16 protein-coding genes and 1 tRNA gene are annotated in these 17655 nt (G+C 71.3%); 12 read left to right on the forward strand and 5 right to left on the reverse strand.

Annotated elements, in window-relative coordinates; translation table 11 throughout:
- Positions 1 to 81 precede the first annotated feature (81 nt).
- A complete protein-coding gene (locus tag ACZ432_RS08615) occupies positions 82 to 1002 on the forward strand; it encodes a hypothetical protein (protein ID WP_426962693.1) in 921 nt (306 codons plus the stop codon).
- 70 nt (positions 1003 to 1072) lie between these two features.
- A complete protein-coding gene (locus ACZ432_RS08620) occupies positions 1073 to 1267 on the forward strand; it encodes a cold-shock protein (RefSeq protein ID WP_058367336.1) in 195 nt (64 codons plus the stop codon).
- A gap of 51 nt (positions 1268 to 1318) precedes the next feature.
- Here ACZ432_RS08620 and ACZ432_RS08625 read toward each other — a convergent pair whose 3' ends face one another.
- Positions 1319 to 1849 (reverse strand): phosphoribosyltransferase family protein, encoded by a 531-nt coding sequence (locus ACZ432_RS08625; RefSeq protein ID WP_426962692.1) that lies wholly within the window; start codon positions 1847 to 1849, stop codon positions 1319 to 1321.
- 104 nt (positions 1850 to 1953) lie between these two features.
- On the opposite strand from ACZ432_RS08625, the gene nucS reads away from it, so the two are divergent.
- The 3 genes from nucS (at position 1954) to ACZ432_RS08640 (ending at position 4632) form a co-directional block, all read left to right on the forward strand.
- Complete coding sequence (nucS, locus tag ACZ432_RS08630; protein ID WP_426962691.1) at positions 1954 to 2811, forward strand: endonuclease NucS; 858 nt, start codon at positions 1954 to 1956, stop codon at positions 2809 to 2811.
- Positions 2812 to 2887: 76 nt separating this feature from the next.
- Positions 2888 to 3388, forward strand: a complete 501-nt coding sequence (locus ACZ432_RS08635) for a cation:proton antiporter regulatory subunit (RefSeq protein ID WP_426962690.1) — start codon at positions 2888 to 2890, stop codon at positions 3386 to 3388.
- A 26-nt stretch (positions 3389 to 3414) separates the two neighbouring features.
- Positions 3415 to 4632, forward strand: a complete 1218-nt coding sequence (locus ACZ432_RS08640) for a cation:proton antiporter (protein ID WP_426962689.1) — start codon at positions 3415 to 3417, stop codon at positions 4630 to 4632.
- A 340-nt stretch (positions 4633 to 4972) separates the two neighbouring features.
- Here ACZ432_RS08640 and ACZ432_RS08645 read toward each other — a convergent pair whose 3' ends face one another.
- Entirely contained in the window at positions 4973 to 6985 is a 2013-nt protein-coding gene (locus ACZ432_RS08645; protein WP_426962688.1) for a helix-hairpin-helix domain-containing protein, read from the reverse strand.
- A 133-nt stretch (positions 6986 to 7118) separates the two neighbouring features.
- Between ACZ432_RS08645 and larE the strand changes: the two genes are divergently transcribed.
- Both larE and ACZ432_RS08655 read left to right on the forward strand, forming a co-directional pair.
- Positions 7119 to 8048 carry an ATP-dependent sacrificial sulfur transferase LarE gene (gene larE, locus ACZ432_RS08650; protein ID WP_426962687.1) on the forward strand — a complete coding sequence of 310 codons (930 nt, stop codon included), beginning with the start codon at positions 7119 to 7121 and terminating at the stop codon, positions 8046 to 8048.
- Between the two features lie 80 nt (positions 8049 to 8128).
- Positions 8129 to 8710 (forward strand): 2Fe-2S iron-sulfur cluster-binding protein, encoded by a 582-nt coding sequence (locus tag ACZ432_RS08655; RefSeq protein ID WP_426962686.1) that lies wholly within the window; start codon positions 8129 to 8131, stop codon positions 8708 to 8710.
- Between the two features lie 168 nt (positions 8711 to 8878).
- On the opposite strand, the gene ACZ432_RS08660 is transcribed toward ACZ432_RS08655, so the two are convergent.
- Positions 8879 to 9685, reverse strand: coding sequence for a TrmB family transcriptional regulator (locus ACZ432_RS08660; protein ID WP_426962685.1), 807 nt, complete (start codon positions 9683 to 9685; stop codon positions 8879 to 8881).
- Positions 9686 to 9918: 233 nt separating this feature from the next.
- Between ACZ432_RS08660 and ACZ432_RS08665 the strand changes: the two genes are divergently transcribed.
- The 3 genes from ACZ432_RS08665 (at position 9919) to ACZ432_RS08675 (ending at position 14327) form a co-directional block, all read left to right on the forward strand.
- Positions 9919 to 11646, forward strand: a complete 1728-nt coding sequence (locus ACZ432_RS08665) for a COG1361 S-layer family protein (protein ID WP_426962684.1) — start codon at positions 9919 to 9921, stop codon at positions 11644 to 11646.
- Positions 11647 to 14157, forward strand: coding sequence for an efflux RND transporter permease subunit (locus ACZ432_RS08670; RefSeq protein ID WP_426962683.1), 2511 nt, complete (start codon positions 11647 to 11649; stop codon positions 14155 to 14157).
- 97 nt (positions 14158 to 14254) lie between these two features.
- Positions 14255 to 14327: transfer RNA gene (locus ACZ432_RS08675), tRNA-Arg, on the forward strand.
- Between the two features lie 266 nt (positions 14328 to 14593).
- Here ACZ432_RS08675 and ACZ432_RS08680 read toward each other — a convergent pair.
- Positions 14594 to 14734 (reverse strand): hypothetical protein, encoded by a 141-nt coding sequence (locus ACZ432_RS08680; RefSeq protein ID WP_426962682.1) that lies wholly within the window; start codon positions 14732 to 14734, stop codon positions 14594 to 14596.
- Positions 14735 to 14759: 25 nt separating this feature from the next.
- Positions 14760 to 15314 (reverse strand): type II toxin-antitoxin system death-on-curing family toxin, encoded by a 555-nt coding sequence (locus ACZ432_RS08685; protein WP_426962681.1) that lies wholly within the window; start codon positions 15312 to 15314, stop codon positions 14760 to 14762.
- A gap of 193 nt (positions 15315 to 15507) precedes the next feature.
- Between ACZ432_RS08685 and ACZ432_RS08690 the strand changes: the two genes are divergently transcribed.
- Both ACZ432_RS08690 and ACZ432_RS08695 read left to right on the forward strand, forming a co-directional pair.
- Complete coding sequence (locus tag ACZ432_RS08690; protein ID WP_426962679.1) at positions 15508 to 16008, forward strand: hypothetical protein; 501 nt, start codon at positions 15508 to 15510, stop codon at positions 16006 to 16008.
- A gap of 159 nt (positions 16009 to 16167) precedes the next feature.
- On the forward strand, positions 16168 to 17637 hold the full coding sequence (locus tag ACZ432_RS08695) for a dihydrolipoyl dehydrogenase (RefSeq protein WP_426962678.1): 1470 nt from the start codon (positions 16168 to 16170) through the stop codon (positions 17635 to 17637).
- Positions 17638 to 17655 lie beyond the last annotated feature (18 nt).

Here is a 17655-nt window from a genome sequence, read left to right on the forward strand (position 1 = left end):
CCCGGGGGCGCCGCCGACCGCGCCGTCCGCTCTGCGGCGATGGCTTGAAGATCGTGGAGCGCGTGGGTACGACTAACACACATGAGCTCGGAAACGTCGGACCGGGCGTCCGCCGTCGGGGACGGCTGCTGTCCTCGGTGTGCGGACGCCGAGCGTCTCCTGTCCCAGGCGGGCGCTGACCCGGGCGCGCTCGCGACCGGGGACCGCGAGCGGGGGCCCTCCGTCTCCGCGGTTCCGGACGACCACGTCAGCACCGTGTACGAACTGCGCGACGTCGGCTGTCGGCGGTGCGGGGCGGTCGCGGAACTGGGCGTGGAGGCGATCGAGGGGGTGAGCGCCGCGACCGCCAGCGCGCCGACCGCGAGCGTGCAGGTCCACTACGACCCGGCGACGGTCGAACCGGCCGCGCTGGAACGTCGGTTCGCGGCGGTGGGGTATCCAGTCGCGAGCCGCGGCGAGGCGTTCGCGAACCGGCGGGCGACCGCGTGGGCGGGCGCGCGGTTCGCGGCGGGGATCATGGCCGGCCTGATGGCGCTGTCGTCGTACGGCGCCGTGATGTACCCCGCGCGCTTCGAGTGGCTGCTCGGACCGACGATCGCCGAGCACCTCAACGAACAGCTGGTGGCGACCGGGAGCTTCGCCTATCACCTCAACATCGGCGTGCTGGCGGGTATCGTGCTGTTCTTCGCCGGCAAGCCGATGATCGACGGCGCCCGCGCGGCGCTCGCGGAGCGGTCGGTCTCGCTCGACCTGGCGGCCGCGAGCGCCGCCGTGCTGGCGTACGGAACGAGCTGGGTCGGCGTCGCGACCGACGCGATGTGGCTGGTCCACTTCGACGTGGTCGTCGCGGTGGCGCTGGCCACCTCGGTCCAGCGGCTGCTGGACGCGAGCGAGCAGGGCGTCGGTCCGACCGACCTCGAGACCGACGCGACGGCGCGGGAGGCGGCCGACTCGACGGGTTCGGACCGTGAAGCGCCGCTATCCGCGGGCTCGTCCGACTGAAACGCCCCCTTTTCTCGCTAGCAGCCAACACGGAACCCTTATCCGTGTGACCCGCATCTGTTTGGTTGCAATGGCAACCGGTACGGTTGATTTCTTCAACGACACGGGCGGTTACGGCTTTATCGACACTGAGGACGCTGACGAGGACGTCTTCTTCCACATGGAGGACGTTGGCGGTCCGGACCTCGAGGAGGGGCAGGAAGTCGAGTTCGACATCGAGCAGGCCGACAAGGGCCCGCGCGCGACGAACCTGACGCGCCTGTAAGGCGCGTCGAGCCCGACGAATCGGCACACTGACACGTTTTCGGATTTTCTCTCACTCGGTAGCGGCGTCGCCGTTCCACGGGTTCACCGAGTAGAGACCGTACTCCGCGTCCAGCGACCGCGTCTCCTCGTTCTCGACCGCACAGAGGACGGTGACGCCGGCGACGGACGCGCCGGCGCGTTCGAGCAGATCGGCCGCCACGCCGACCTGCGAGGCCGTCTCGACGTAGTCGTCGACGACCAGGACCGACGCGCCGTCCGCGACCATGCGGCGGTCGAGTTCGAGCGTCTTCTCGGTCCCGGTCCAGTCGACGCAGTCGTCCGCGAGGCGGTGCTCCTCCGCGATGGGGAGTTTGCCCCCCTTCCGGACCGCGACGAAGCCGGCGTCGAACGCGCGCGCCAGCGCCGCGCCGGGGATGAAGCCCATCGCGTCGATGCCCGCGACGGCGTCCGGGTCGACCGCGGTGGCGTCCCGCATGTCCACAACCGCGGCCGCGAAGTGGTCGGGGTCGGCGAAGACGTTCGGGACGTTCGAGCGGTAGTCGGCGCTCTCCATCAGCGCGGCGTACTCCTCCCACTCCATGTCGTCCGGTGCGGTCGGAACCGGGTTGTAGCTGACGGGCGCTGAGGATCCGGGGGATTCACCCCGTCACGCCCCTTTTGCCGCTCGACCGCGTATCCCCGTCAGTGAGCGTTACGACCCTCCACGATCCGAGCCACCGGGAGGCGCTGTGGGAGCTGGAGTCAGCCTTCGAGCGCGGCGACCTGATCACCGTCTTCGGCCGCTGTGAGGTCGACTACGAGGGACGGGCCGCCTCGGAGCTCGGCCCCGGCGACCGCCTGCTGATCCTCAAGCCGGACGGCGCGGCGCTGGTCCACACCGACGAGCAGCGCACGCCGGTCAACTGGCAGCCGCCCGGCTCCGAGCACCGCGCCGCGGTGCGGGACGGTCGGCTCCGCGTCCGCTCCGAGCGCGAGAACCCCGACGAGAGCCTGACGGTTCGGTTCGCGGCCGTCCACCAGCTCTCGGCGATGGCCGTCACCGGCGGACGCGACCTCGACGTCCACGGGAGCGAGGCTGACCTCAAACGCCGCGTCCTCGACCATCCCGACCTCGTCGAGGAGGGGTTCGACCCCGTGGAGACGGAGCGGGACAGCGCGGCCGGCCCGATGGACGTGTTCGGCTACGACGCGGCGGGCCGGCCGGTCGTCGTGGAGCTGAAGCGGCGCCGGGTCGGGCCGAGCGCGGCCAGCCAGCTCGCGCGCTACGTGGCGGCGCTCGAACGCGAGCTCGGCGACGACGAGCCCGTCCGCGGCGTGCTGGTGGCGCCCTCGGTCACCGACCGGGCCGCGGAGCTGCTCGCCGAACAGGGGTTCGACCACGCGTCGGTCGCGCCGGCCGACGAGGACGCCCCCGATGGCCCGGACGAGGGGGCCAGCGACTCCGGCGACTCCGGCGACGAGGCGGTCGACGACGGGGAGCCGGCCGACGACACGGAGCCAGTTGACGACGCGGAGGCGGGCGCGCCGAGCGACGCCGCGTAGTCGATCCCTCGGCGCGGGACGTCGACCCGGCCGGCGCCCGGCCGATTTATACTCGGGGCGGCGAAACCGATCCGTCATGCCAGTTACCGAGACGGAACTGCCCGGGGTCGGCAAGAAACACGAGATCGACCTCGGGGGCGGCGAGACGCTGGTCGTGCTCACGCACAACAGCGGGCGTCGCGAGGTGTACAAACGGGCGTCCGCGGACGCCGACTCCGAGAAGCTGTTCGAGCTGACCGACCAGCTCGCGCGGACCGTCGGGACGATCCTCGAAGGGGCCTACTTCCAGCCCGTGGAGTCGCCCGACGCGCCCGACGCGCTGCTGCCCGGCGGCGCGCTGATCGAGTGGTTCGAGGTGGACGAGGGGTCGCCGCTCGCGGGCGAGACCCTGGGCGACGCCGACCTGCGCGCGAAGACCGGCGCCTCGGTCGTCACCATTCAGCGCGGCGACGACGTGCTCGCGAGTCCCGGTCCGGAGACGGAACTGCTGGTGGGGGACACGCTCATCGTCGTCGGCGACCGCGAGAGCGTCGAGGAACTCGAGACGATGCTGTCGCGTCCGGTGGACCGTGAGTGAGGCGGGGCGCTCGGGGGTGACCCTCGATGGCTGACGCGCTGCTGTTGGAGGTGGGCGTCCTCTTCGGTGCGGTCGCGGCGGTCGGCGCGCTCGCGAACCGGCTCGGCCAGTCGGTGATCCCCTTCTACATCGTGGTCGGCATGCTGCTCGGCCCGCACGTCGTCGGGGAGCTCGCGCTACCGGTCGTCGGAACGGTGTACATCCAGGAGAGCGAGTTCATCGCGGTGGGCGCCGAACTCGGGATCGTCCTGCTGCTGTTCTTCCTCGGGCTGGAGTTCAACCTCGACCGCCTGATCGAGAGCCGCGAGCGGATCGGCCGCGCGGGGGGGATCGACCTCGCGATCAACTTCGGCGTCGGGCTGCTGGTCGGCTTCGCGCTGTTCCGCGACCCGCTGGCGGCGTTTCTGACCGCCGGGATCGTCTACATCTCCTCGTCGGCGATCATCACCAAGTCGCTGATCGACCTCGGCTGGATCGCCAACGACGAGGCGGCGCCGATGCTCGGCACGCTCGTCTACGAGGACCTGTTCATCGCGGTGTACCTCGCGGTCGCGTCCGCGCTGGTGCTCGGCGGCGGCGACGTGAGCGAGGCCGTGACCTCGGTCGGGGTCGCGATCGGGTTCATCCTCCTCCTCCTGCTGGCGGTGTACTTCGGAACGGCGTGGTTCGCGCGCCTGCTGAACACGGGATCGAACGAGTTCACCGTCCTCCGGGCGCTCGGCACGACCGTCCTCGTCGCGGGCGCGGCGCTCGCGCTCGGCGTGAGCGAGGCGGTCGCGGCGTTCTTCGTCGGCATGGCCTTCTCCTCGACGGACCACGTCCACGACCTCGAGAACCTGCTGGAGCCGGTCCGGGACACCTTCGCCGCGGTGTTCTTCTTCTGGATCGGGCTGGTCACGGACCCGTCAGTGTTCGGCGGCGTCGCGGTCCCCGTGGCGGTCGCGGTCGTCGCGACCACGCCGACGAAACTGGTCTCCGGCTACCTCGGCGGGCGCGTCTACGACCTCGGCCCGCGCCGCTCGGCCCGCGTGGGGCTCGGGATGGTCACCCGCGGGGAGTTCTCCCTGATCATCGCGGCGCTGGCGCTGTCGGGAGCCGGCACCACGCTGGCTGCGGGCGTCGCGGACGACATCTACGCCTTCGCGGTCGGCTACGTGCTCGTGATGAGCGTGCTCGGGACGACGCTGATGCAGTACTCCGCCCCGTTCGAGGCGTTCGCAGTGCGGCGGTTCGGTGCGGACTGATATCCGACCTTTTTCTGCGGTCGGGTCGCGCCGGCGCGAAGCGCCGGCTTGACCACTCCCTTGAAAAATGTCGATCAAAAAGGGGCCGCGGTCGGCGCTGCGGGCGCTGCGCGCCCTCGCGCCGCCGCGGTACCACGTCCTCGACACGGAACGGTACCGCCACAGCACCGCCACCGCGACAGAAAACCGCCCCGCCACAGCACCGCCCCGCCACCGCCCCGTCACCGCCCCGTCACCGCCCCGCCACCGCCCCGTCACCGCCCCGTCACCGCCCCGCCACCGCCCCGCCACCGCACCGCGACCGCACCGCGACCGCACCGTCACCGCATCAGCAGCCGTCTCAGAACTTCTCCAGGAGGTCGGCGTAGAAGTCCCCGCCGCGGTCGTCCGCGAGCTTCTCGACGATCAGCTCCGGGGTCGACCGCGCGAGGTGGTTTTTCTGTGGCGAGCGGTTCACTCGCAGTTCGCCGTCGACCAGTCCCACGGCTTCGATGCCGTCGACGGCGACGTCGAAGTCGGCCGCCTCGCGGATCTCGCGCGCGAGGTGCGAGACGAACACCGCGGTCGCGTCCTGCCCGTCCAGCGCCTCGAGGATCCCCGCGATGATCTTCGCGGACGCCCCCGGCTCCGTGATCGACTCCAACTCGTCGACCAGCACCAGCCGACCGTCGGCGCCGTCCACGAGGTCGCCGAAGTCCCGGAGGGTGGCCTCGAACGCGCCGGCGTCGAGCGTCCCCTGCGACTTGGCGTAGTAGTGGACCTCCTCGAAGCGCTCCAGCCGGACGCGCTCGGCCGGGACCGGCAACCCCATCCCCGCGAGGACGACCACGAGCGCGACCAGGTCCAGCGTCGAGGTCTTCCCCCCGGAGTTGACGCCGGACAGCAGCGTCGCGCCCGAGACCGCGTAGTCGACCGGCTCCACCTCGTCGAAGGGCACGTCCAGAAGCGGCGAGCGACCGCCCTCGATGGCGAACCCGGCGGCGTCGGTCCCCTCCTCGTCGGCGTCCACGAACTCGGGCAGCGTGCAGTCGAAGTCGCGAGCGAACCGCGCCACCGCCAGCTCGACGTCGAGTTCGAGCGCGTCGCGGACCAGTTCCTCCACCGGGTCGCGAAGTTCCCCCAGATCCGCGGCGAGGTCCGCCTTCAGCGCCGCGGCGCGCTGGTCGCGGGCGGCCGTCAGATCGGTCCGGAGCCGGGAGACGGGCTCTTCCGCGTGCTCGACCGGAAACGTGGGGTCGCCCGAGAAGATGCGCTCCGCGAACTCCGCCTCCGAGGGCTCCAGCCGGAGCGCGTCGGCGAAGTGCTCGCGGGCCTTCCGGAGCGCCTCGTCGTACTCGTCAGCCAGCTCGCGGGAGAGCAGCGAGTCGACGCGGGCGCCCTGCTCGACCAGCGAGAGGAAGTCCTGCCCCTCGATGGTCACGTCCTGCTCGCGGATCGCCGCCCGGAGGTGGTCGTCCGCGACCGACTCCGCGGCGCTCACCGCGGCGTCGAGGTCGTCCACCGCGTCCGCGAGCCGGTCGTACTCGTCGTCGCCAACGACCTCGCCCGCCTCGTCCACGCGTGCGAGCGCGTCCCGGAGCGCGTCGAGGTCCGCGGCCGGGTTCATCCCGCCCGCGACGAGCCCCGCGGCCTCGTGGACGCGCGCGGCCGCGAGCAGCGCCTCCCGGTTCTCGGCGAAGAAGGCCAGCAGGCGCTCGGGGACGGTCTCGGCCGGCTCCGCCAGCGCGTTCGGGCGCACGCGCACGTCGCCGTCCACGTCGAGGCCGGCGAACTCCTCGTCGATCACGATCACCGTCGCGTACGAGCGCGCGAGCTCCGAGACGTCGCGCGCGTCCTCCACGATCTCGACGGAGAGCTCCGGGACCGCCTCCTCGGCGGCGGCGTACCGCTCGGCGTCCGCGGTCGCCAGACACCGCTCGCGGACGCGGAGCGTCCCGGGGTCGGAGAGCGGCTCCACGTCCGCGAGCGCGTCCCGCACCGCAGGGTCGGGGTCGCGCGCCATCGCCGCCCGCGCGAACGCCTGCACCTCCTCGATCCGCGAGGCCGACGCGGAGGGGTAGAACGTCTCCAGCCGCTTGGCCGCGTAGTCGGTGACGGTGCGCTCGCGCAGGAGGTCGATCGCGTCGCGGTACACCTCGCGGGCGCGGTCGGTCGCCAGCAGCCGCCCACCGTCCTCCTCGTGACGCCGGCGGATCGCGCCGCGGGCGATCTGCGCGGCGCGCCCCTCGGTGACGCCCGGCGCACGCGCCAGCGCGGCCACGTCGCCCGCCTCCAGCGCCGCCTCCGGGTCGTCGAGCTCCTCGAGCGCCCGGGCGGTCTTCGCCCCGACGCCCGGGATCGCCTCCAGATCCATCGTGACCGGGTATCGCGGGCACCGCAAAAAGGGTGCGGGTCCGGGATCACGCCGGAGCGGTCGCGGCCGGGGTCGCGTCGGAGGCGACCCCGCGGACAACGGCCTTTTCTCCGCCGACCGCGAAACCGGGTTCATGGACACGGACGCGCTCGCGCCGGCGACGGCGCGGAAGGCCGAACTCGCCCGCGAGGCGCTCGCGGAGCGGGACGGGGTCGTGGTCGCCTTCTCGGGCGGGGTCGACTCCTCGGTCGTCGCCGCGCTGGCGCACGACGCGCTCGGCGACGACGCGGTCGCCTGCACAGCCAAGAGCGAGACGCTGCCCGACGCGGAGCTTTCCGACTCCCGGCGGGTCGCCGACGAGATCGGCGTCCCCTACGCCGTGGTTGAGTTCTCGGAGCTCGACGACCCGAACTTCGTCGAGAACGGCGAGGACCGCTGTTACCACTGCCGCACGATGCGGCTCGGGAAGATGTACGAGAAGGCCCGCGAACTGGGGATCGGGACGGTGTGTGACGGGACGAACGCCTCCGACTCCGGCGAGGGACACCGCCCCGGCCTGCGCGCGGTCGAGGAGCTGGAGGTGTACTCGCCGCTTCTGGCCCACGACATCACGAAGGAGGAGGTCCGGGCCATCGCGGACGCTTACGGCCTCTCGGTGGCCGACAAGCCCTCGATGGCGTGTCTCTCCTCGCGGATCCCCACGGGACTCGAGGTGACCGAGGAACGGCTCACCCGGATCGAGAAGGCCGAGCGCCTGCTCCGGGAGTGGGGCTTCTCGCAGTTCCGCGTGCGCGACCACGACGGACTGGCGCGGGTGGAGGTCGCCCGCGAGGAACTCGACCGCGCGCTCGACCCCGACTTCGCGGCCGCGGCCGACGAGCACCTCACCGACCTCGGGTTCGACCACGTGACGCTGGACCTGGCCGGCTATCGCACCGGGAGCGTGAGTCCCGAAGGCGAGGGGAACGAGGCTGGCCAGGACGAGACGAACGGGGACGAAGCGGGCGGGACGAGCGACGACGCGACTGACGGGCTCGATCTCGGCAAGCAGTACCCGCGATAGGGACGCTCGCCGCGAGGGCCGTTTCTCGCCCCGTCGGATCGATCAAAACCGCCTTAAGGACCCTCTCCGTAGCGTCGCTCATGTATAACCCACTGGCGATTGCGCTGGCGGCGGGCATGGTGCTCGTCGTCGTCTTCTTCTCCAACCTGCGGGGGAGCGGGTGGGAGCCGGCCGCGGACATCTCGGCGGAGGTGCTGGAGCACCGAGCGTCGACCGTCCCGGAGACGGAGTTCCCGGAGCCGATGAACCGCTCCATCGGCGGTGGCGGCGGTGCCGCGGCCGTCGGCGAGGGCGCCGAGGGCGAGGAGGGCGAGCTCGCCGAGGGCGGCGCCGAGGAGGAGTCCGGTCCCGGCGACATCCCCGAGGACGAGGTCGAGTACTACGAGGTCGAGTTCGTCAAGCAGGGCGAGACGGTCGAACTCGCCAACAACGAGCCGATCCTCGACCAGGGCGAGGAGCAGGGCTGGGACCTGCCGTACGCCTGCCGGCAGGGGCAGTGCGTCTCCTGTGCCGGACAGATCACCGACGGCCCCTCCGAGGACTTCGTCGTCCACGACGACCAGCAGATGCTGGAGGAGGCCGAGATCGACGACGGCTACACGCTCACCTGCGTCGCGTACCCGCGCGACTCCTTCAGCATCGAGACCGGCGAAGCGCCGTAACCGGTCCGACTGCGCGGTTTCGCCGCGGTGTCTCACTCTGCAGGCCGTTTCTGTGCGGCCGGTTTCTGTTCCTGTGTGCGGCCGGTTTCTGTTCCTGTGTGCGGACGGGTTCCGTCGGCGGACCCTCCCCGCCCGCTCGCGTTTCGTCCTCAGTCGCGCGGTCGGTCGTCAGACGTCCGCGATGGGCGTCGCGTCGCCCCACGCCTCCGCGAACCCCTCCTCGACGCGGGCGGCGAACGTCGGGTCTCGGAGGTCGAGCATGCCGAACAGGCGGTCGGGCGCCAGCGGGTCCGGAACCTCCAGACACACCTCGGTGCCGTCGATCAGGTGGAAGGTCCCGTACATCGCGTCGGTCACTCGGAGTTCGAAGGGCGACTGGCCCAGCGCCGCGGCCGCGCGCTCGTCGTCGACGGCGTCGCGGGCGTCGTCGAACACGCCCGGCGAGAGCATGACCGACACCTCGACGCCGCGCCGGACCGCGGACAGCAGGCGGTCGAGGACGGCGTCGCCCTCCTCGCCGATCTCGAACTGCGAGGAGACGGCCTCGGCGGCGACGACGACGCGCTCGTCGGCGGCGTCGAGGCGCTCGAACAGCAGCTCCCGCGAGTCGGCCGCGCCCACCGCCGCGGTCCAGAAGGCGTCCTCCGGCGTCCCCGTCCCCGCGAGCCGGTCCACGAGGTCCTCGCGTTCGTCCTCCATCGTCTCGATGCGCTCGGAGAGCTCCCGCGTCCGCGCCTCGACCAGTCGGTCGACCGCGATCTCCGGCTCCACGGCGACGTAGCGCTTCGGCTCCCCGGCGGTCTGCTCGCGGACGAGCCCCCGCGATCGGAGGCCGCCGAGCGCGTCGTAGATCCGCCCCTTCGGAACGCCGCTCTCCTCGGCGACCCTCGCGGCCGTCCCCGTCCCGATCGACAACAGGGCCCGGTAGGCCCGGTCCTCGTAGCTCGTGAGCCCGAGGTCACACAGCGAGTCCATGCCCCGCCTACGAGTGATTTATAAATAAGCGCGTGGGAAACGCGGGAGAGTTGTCGCGTGGCGGGCCGGCGCCCGCTCCCGGGCCCTCCGATAGCTCCTCGCTGGTGAGCCGGTGGCCGTCCGCTACCGGCGATCTCGGGGTCGGCCTCCGAAATTCTCGGAAAACGGTCACGATGTTTCTCTATGTTTGCCAACCCTATTACCCGCGAGGCCCGTAGCCGGAGCCGAGCCGAATGGACAGGAAACGCACCGTCGCGCTCGTTCTGGTCTCGGTCCTGCTGGTCGCCTCGGGAGCGACGATCGTCGCCGCTCAGCAGTCCGACACCGCGCGCGGCGAACCCGATATCGAGGCGTACGCGCCGGAGACCGCGTTCGTCCCGGGCGAGGAGGCGACGCTGCAGATCACGCTGAACAACCGCGGCGACCTCGACGAACGCGGACAGGACTCCCTCGAGAGCGAGGTGATCACCGCCCAGTCCGCGACCGCGCGGATCGACGACTCGGCGATCCCGTTCACCGTCAGGACCGGCGAGCAGCCGATCGGCGACGTGGGCGAGGGCCAGACCGGCCCCATCGACTTCACGGTCGTCCCGGACGAGAACGTCACGCCGGGCACCTACGAGGTCCCGCTCACGCTGGAGTACAGACACGCCTACCGCGCCGAGATCGAGGACGGCGCGACGATCCGCGACGAGCGCGACGTGACCGAGACCGTCACCGTCGACGTGGAGGTAACCGACCGCGCCCGCTTCGCGGTCGTGGACGTCGACGCGAACGTGCAGGCGGGCACGAACGGGCTGGCGAACGTCACGCTCCGCAACGTGGGCGAGGACCCCGCCCGGAACGTCTCGCTGTCGATGACGCCGACCGACCCGGACCTCTCGTACGTCACCGAAGCGGGCACGACGGAGACGTTCGTCGACCGGTGGGAGCCGGGCGAGAACCGGACCGTCACCTACCGGCTGACGGCCGCCGAGGAGGCGACCGTCCGCCCCTCGACCATCGAGTTCGAGGCCGTGATCCGCGACGCGGAGGGCGCGGAGGCGGAGACCCGAACGATCCGGTCCGGGATCACTCCGCTCCCCGCTCAGTCCTTCTCGGCGCGCGGCGTCGAGAGCGACCTGCGCGTGAACGAGGACGGCACCTTCACCGTCGAGGTGGAAAACGACGGTCCGCTGCCCGCCGAGGAGGTCGTCGTGGTCTTCGAGAACGAGGCGCCGACGGGCGGCGGAGGCGGGGGCGGCGCCGGGGGCGCGCTCGGCGGCGGCCAGACCGTGCCGCTCGACGAGAACGTCGTCCCGCGGGACAACCGGGTCCGCGTCGGCGACCTCGCGCCGGGCGAGAACGCCACCGCCACGTTCGAGGCCGGCGTGCGCGAGGACGCCCGCGCGGGCAACCGGACGCTCAACGTGGCGACGCGGTACCGCGACGCGGCCGGAGACGTCGCCACCTCCGACGCGCTCGACGTGGTCGTCGACGTAGCCCCGGAGCGGGACGCCTTCGCGGTCGAGGCGGTCGATCCGGTCGCGGAGCGCGGCGGCGAGACGACCTACGAGGTCGCGGTCCGGAACCTGAACGACGAGCCCGTCAGCAACGTGGAGGCGAAGCTGTTCGCGACCGACCCGCTGGACGCGACCGACGACGAGGCGTTCGTCTCGGAGCTCGCACCCAACGCGACGGCGACGCTCGCGTTCACCGTCGACGTGGGCGACGGCGCCGCCACGAAGGCCTACTCCGTCTCGGTCGACTTCCGGTACGACGACGCCGGCGGCGACTCCCAACTCAGCGAGGCCTACCGGCTCCCGGTCGACGTGGCCGAACCGGAGAACGGCAACGCGACGACGCTGATCGCGGTCGCCGCGGTCGTCCTGCTCGCGCTGCTGGCCGGGGTCGGCTACTGGAAGCGCGAGACGCTTGCGGCCCGGGTCGGCCGGCTCCGCGGGGGATCCGGTCCCGAGTAGATGCGCCGCGCCGAGCGGGTCCTTCAGGCCGTCGCCGACCGCGTCGTGGAGCGGCCGCGCCGGGTCGTCGTCGCCTGCCTGCTCGTCACCGTGCTGTTCGCGCCGGGAATGGCGTTCGTCGAGACGCAGACCGGGACCAGCCAGTTCGTCGACGACGTCCCCGAGGCGGACGCGCTCGAGGAGGTGAATCGGCGGTTCGAGCCCGCCTTCGACGAGGAGTCACAGACCACGCAGCTGATCCAGCGGGACACGAACGTGCTCGATAAGGCCGGGCTGGTGACGATGCTCCGCACGCAGGAGCGCGTCGAGGAGCGCGGGTCGCTTCGGGTCGAGAGCACCCGGAGCCCGGCCTCGGCGGTGGCCCAGGAGCTCGACCCCGAGGCGGAGACCGCCGAGGCGCAGCGCGAGGCGGTCGAGTCGGCCACCGACGCGGAGGTCCGCGCCGCGGTCGACGCCGCGGCCGAGGACCCGAGCTTCGACACCCTGCTGAGCGACGACTTCCGGCCCGAGAGCCGGGAGGCCTCGGCCGCCATCGGCGTCGTCACTCACGAGTTCCCCGCGCAGGCGGACGCGACCGAGGTCCAACGCGGCGTGGAGGACGTCGTCGAGCGCACCGAGGGCGACGTGGTCGTCTTCGGGAGCGGCATCGTCGACGACGAGTTCGAGAGCGTCATCTTCGACTCGCTGTTCATCGTCGTCCCGGCGGCGCTGGCGGCGATCCTCGGCCTGTTGGCGTACGCCTACCGCGACCCCTTCGACTTCGCGCTCGGCGGCGTCGCCCTGCTCATGACCGTCGTCTGGACCGTCGGGTTCACCGGCTACGCCGGCATCCCCTTCTCGGACATGCTGATCGCGGTGCCGGTGCTCCTCTTGGCCATCGGCATCGACTTCGGGATCCACACGGTGAACCGCTACCGCGAGGAGCGGGCGGAGGCGGGCGCCGCCCCCGGCCCCGCGATGCGGACGTGTCTGCGCCAACTCGTCGTCGCCTACACCGTCATCGCGGGCACGACCGTCATCGGCTTCCTCGCCAACCTCGCGAGCGGGCTCGAGCCGATCCGCGAGTTCGGCATCGTCGCGGGGATCGGGATCGTCTTCACCCTGATCATCTTCGCGGGCTTCCTTCCGGCCGCGAAGCTGGAGCTCGACCGCTGGCGCGAGACGACCGACCTCCCCGCGTTCGGCACCCGGCCGCTCGGCTCGGAGGACTCGGCGCTCGGCCGTCTGCTCCCCTCGCTGTCGGACCTCTCCCGACCCGCGCCCGCGGTCTTCCTGGCGGTCGTGCTCCTCCTGACCGCCGGCGCGGGCGTCTACGGCGCGGGCGTCGACACCACCTTCGACGACGAGGACTTCCTGCCGCCCTCCGAGGAGCCCGCGTACGTCCAGTACCTCCCGGGACCGATGCAGCCCGCCGACTACACCGTCAACGCCCGGATCAGCCTACTGGAGGAGAAGTTCGCGACCGGGCAGGACGACACCGTCACGGTTTATGTCGAGACGCGCATGCGCGAGGACCACGCCCTCCGCGAGCAGGCCCGCGTCGAGCGGGACCCGCCGCCGACGTTCATCGAGGAGGACGGCCGCGCGCGCACCACCAGCGTCCGCGACGCTATCGACGGCTACGCCGACGAGAACCCCGAGTTCGACGCCCTCGTCGACGAGTCGAGCCTCGACGAGGGACCGCCGAACCGCAACCTCGACCGGATCTACGCCGCGTTGCGCGACTCGGGCTACGCCGACTTCACCGCGGAGTACCTCACGGACGACGGCCGCGCGACGCGGATCGTCTACGAGGTGGAGTCGGACGCCACCGACGCCGCGATCACCGCGGACGCCCGCGCGGTGGCCGACCGCTACCGCGGCGACGCCACCGCGACCGGCGAGATCGTCGTCTTCCAGGCGGTCGCGGACACGATCTTCACCTCCGCGATCCGGTCGCTGACCGCGGCGGTCGGCCTCTCGGCGGTGTTCCTCGTCGTCCTCTACGGCCTGTTCCTCGGGCGGCCGACGCTCGGCGCCGTCACGCTCGTCCCCGTGGTCGTCTCCATCGCCGCCCTGACCGCGACGATGCGCGCGTTCGGGGTCCCGTTCAACGCGCTCACGGCGACGATCCTCTCGATCACCATCGGGCTCGGGGTCGACTACACCGTCCACGTCTCCCACCGCTTCCACGACGAGTACGAGGCCAGCGGCGACGTGGACCGCGCGCTCGAGCGCACCCTGCGCGGGACCGGCGGCGCGCTCACCGGGACGATGCTCACCACCGTCGTCGGCACCGGCGTGCTGGTGCTGGCGATCACGCCGCTTCTGGGCCAGTTCGGGCTGTTGACGGCCGCAAGCATCTTCCTCGCGTACGTCGCCTCGCTGGTCGTCCTCCCGCCCGCGCTCGTCGTGTGGGTCGCGGTCGTCGACCGCGAGCCCCGCCTGCTGTGGGTCGGCCGCCTGCTGTCCGACCGCGGAGAGACCGCGGCCCCGGCCGACGCCGGCCGCGAATCCCCTGTCGACGACTGATCCGCCCGCGGCCGCCATCGCGCCCGGGACCACGGACCCCGCCCCCGATTCGAGCTTTCAGAAGCGTTAAACCGCCCGCCGGGAAACGCGTACGTGAGGGCGCGTAGCTCAGCGGACAGAGCACTTGGTTCCGGACCAAGATGCCGCGGGTTCAAATCCCGTCGCGCCCGTTCCTTCACTTCGTTCGGTCACGGCCGCGACTGACCCCCGCTCGCTTCGCTCGCGGGGATCCCGTCGCGCCCGTTCCGTTCTAATCGATGACTGCGGCGGGGTAGATGCAGTAATACTGCGAGACGCGTGCTTTCGTTCGACGGGTGGCCGTCTACTGGTGTCTCGGTGGGGGTGCGTACAGGCAGAGCTGGATTCGATAGAGGGAACCACTCGCAGATCGATCGCTCTGGCCGGATCCGACTACCAATTGCTCAGTACAGTCCGGTTATTCGTCCTCGAGAGCGTCGTAGATGTCCCGGTTCGAATCTCGGTCGTCCGCCGCGACCCGTCGAACCAGTTCCCGCCGGATGTCCTCCATCACGTCGTCGAGCGGAGCGGTCGTTTCCGCGCCGTCTTCGGTGGCCATGCCTGAACCGACGCTTCGAACGCCGTTAATCGTTCGGGTCCGACGAATCGCCGGTCAGCCGGTCCAACCCGTACCGGACGAGTTCGTCTCTCCACTCCTCGATCTCACCGGCCAGATCCAACTCCTCGGTGTGGGATCGCAGATACTCGGTGGTGTCCCCCTCATCGACGGCGGACTCATCGGTCCCGAAGCTTTTCAGAACAGTCCTGATTTCGTCGTCGTACTCGAACCGATACCCGTTGAGAACGTAGAAGACGGCCGCCACGTTGAGCGCGGTACGTTTGTTCGCATCGACGAAGGGGTGATTGGCGACGAGGAGCCGGAGGAGGTGATACGCCTTCTCGTGGATGGTGTCCGGTGCGGAACCGAAACTGCCCTCTTCGATGTAGTTCCGCGCGAATTCGACGTCGCCACGGTTCCGAACACCGGCGGGAGTGTCGGGGTACTCCGCGACGATGTCGTCGTGGATGGCGACGCCGTTGACCGCGCCGGCCAGCGCGACGACGACCGCGACCGCGGCGAGGGTTCCGAGCGGGAGCGGCGACGCGACCGACCCCGCGAGCGCGACCGGAAACGGCATGCTCCGGTCGACGGCGGCCGAGTTCATAAAGCGCCGCTCCGCGTGCGCCCCGGACACACGGCCGTTCGAGGACGCGTCAGTTCGGCGGTGAGTGGCGGGTGCTCGGGCGGTGAGTCGCAGGTAATCGGGTTACCGCGACGTTCGATTACGGCTAATAACACGCGTGCTATTGAGTTACGTGAGGTAACTACTCATGGCAACAGAGACCGAGACTGCGACGGCGTCCGCGACCGCGGGCGTCACGTCGAAACAGTGGATCGCGGGCGCGGCGGGCGGTTTCATCGGCAGCATTCCGTTCGGCCTGATGATGCTGTACGTGATGCCGCCGCCGCTACTGGAGGTCGTGATCCCCGCGATGTACGGCATCGAGGGCCCGGCGCTGGTCGCGGGGTGGGCGATCCACCAGTTCCACGGCGTCGTGCTCGGGCTGACCTACGTCGCGCTCGTACAGGCGCCGGCGCTCCGCGAGACGGCGCGCGAGTTGCCGGGCGCGCTCGGGCTGGCGGTCGCGTACGGCGTCCTCACGACCGCGGTGCTCGCCGTGCTCGTGATGCCGATCTGGCTCTCCGCGGTCGGCTTCCCCAACGCGCCGCCGTTCCCGAACTTCGGCATCCCGGCGACGATCGTTTCGGCGGTCGGCCACGTCGTCTACGCGGTCCCGCTGGCGGTGCTGTACGCGAGGGCGTCCGAGTAGCGGCGCGTTCCGGCCGGCGCGCCCCCGGCGCCGACCATCGGGACGCTCCCGGACTGCGGACGGTGACGCGAGCGCGCGGTCGCCCGGACCGGCATCGGTCGTGCGCGCGACGCGTCGGCGCGGCCCCCCTTCTTGTCCGTGGCCGCGGTTGGTCCACCCATGCAGGAGTTCGACTTCCTCGTCATCGGCTCGGGATCCGGACTGGACGTGGCGAACGCGATGGCCGGCCGGGAGAACTCGGTCGCGGTCGTCGAGGAGGGGCCGCTCGGCGGGACGTGTCTGAACCGCGGCTGCATCCCCTCAAAGAAGCTGCTCTACCACGCGGAGGTGCTGGAGACGGTCGAGCGCGCCGACGAGTTCGGGATCCACGCGGACGTGACCGGCGTCGACTTCGCGGAGATCGTCCGCGAGGTCAACGCGGACGTGGCGGAGAGCTCGGACTCGATCCGGCGAGGGCTCAAGTCCTCGAACCGCCACGACCTCTTCGAGGGGACCGGGGAGTTCGTCGACGAGCGGACCGTTGAGGTCGTCGACGGCGCGGACGAGGGGGCGACGCTCCGCGCGGACACCGTTCTCGTCGCGACCGGGGCGCGCCCGTCGATCCCGGACATCGACGGGATCGAGGACGTGGACTACCTCACCAGCACCGAGGCGCTCCAGCTGGAGACGCCGCCCGACCATCTCGTGATCGTCGGCGGCGGCTACATCGCGGCCGAGCTCGGCCACTTCTTCGGAACGTTCGGCAGCGACGTGACGATCGTCGGCCGACGCGAGCACCTCCTGCCGGAGGCCGACCCCGAGGTAGGGGCGGCGTTCACCGACCGCTACGCCGACCGGTTCGACGTGTACGCGGGCTACGAGGCGGTCGCGGCCGCGGAGGCGGACGGCGAGGTGACCGTCGAGGCGCGCCCGTACCCCGAGAGCCCGACGGTCCGGGCCGGTGGCGAGCGGATCGACGACCCGGCCGACGCGGACGACGTGACCGTGACGGGCGACGCGCTGCTGGTCGCGGCGGGGCGGCGTCCGAACACCGACGCGCTGGGCCTCGGTGCGGCCGGGATCGAGACCGACGACCGCGGGTTCGTGGAGACGGACGAGTACCTGCGGACGAGCGCGGAGGGCGTCTGGGCGCTCGGCGACGTGGTCGGCGAGTATCTGCTGAAACACAGCGCGAACCACGAGGCGAAGGCGGTCATCCGCAACCTGCTGGGCGACGAGCCCGAGCCGGTGGACTACGCCGCGATGCCGTTCGCGGTGTTCGCCTCGCCCGAGGTCGCGGGGGTCGGCGCGACCGAGAGTGACCTCCGGGAGGCGGACCGCGAGTACGCGACGCGCACCTACCGCTACGAGGAGACGGCCCGCGGCGACGCGATGGGCGCCGAGGGGTTCGTGAAAGTGCTCATCGACCTCGACGGCGAGATCCTGGGCTGTCACATCATCGGCCCCGAGGCGTCGAACCTGATCGAGGAGGTCGTCGTCGCGATGACCGCGGGGTCGGGGACCGTCGCGGACATCCGCGAGTCGGTCCACATCCATCCCGCGCTCTCCGAGGTCGTCGACCGCGCGTTCACCGGCCAGTTCTCGCGCGGCGGGGACGCGGGCCGCGCCGGCGGGCACCACCACGGCTGATCGCCTCGGCGTTGCGGA

Source organism: Haloparvum alkalitolerans (assembly GCF_055381565.1).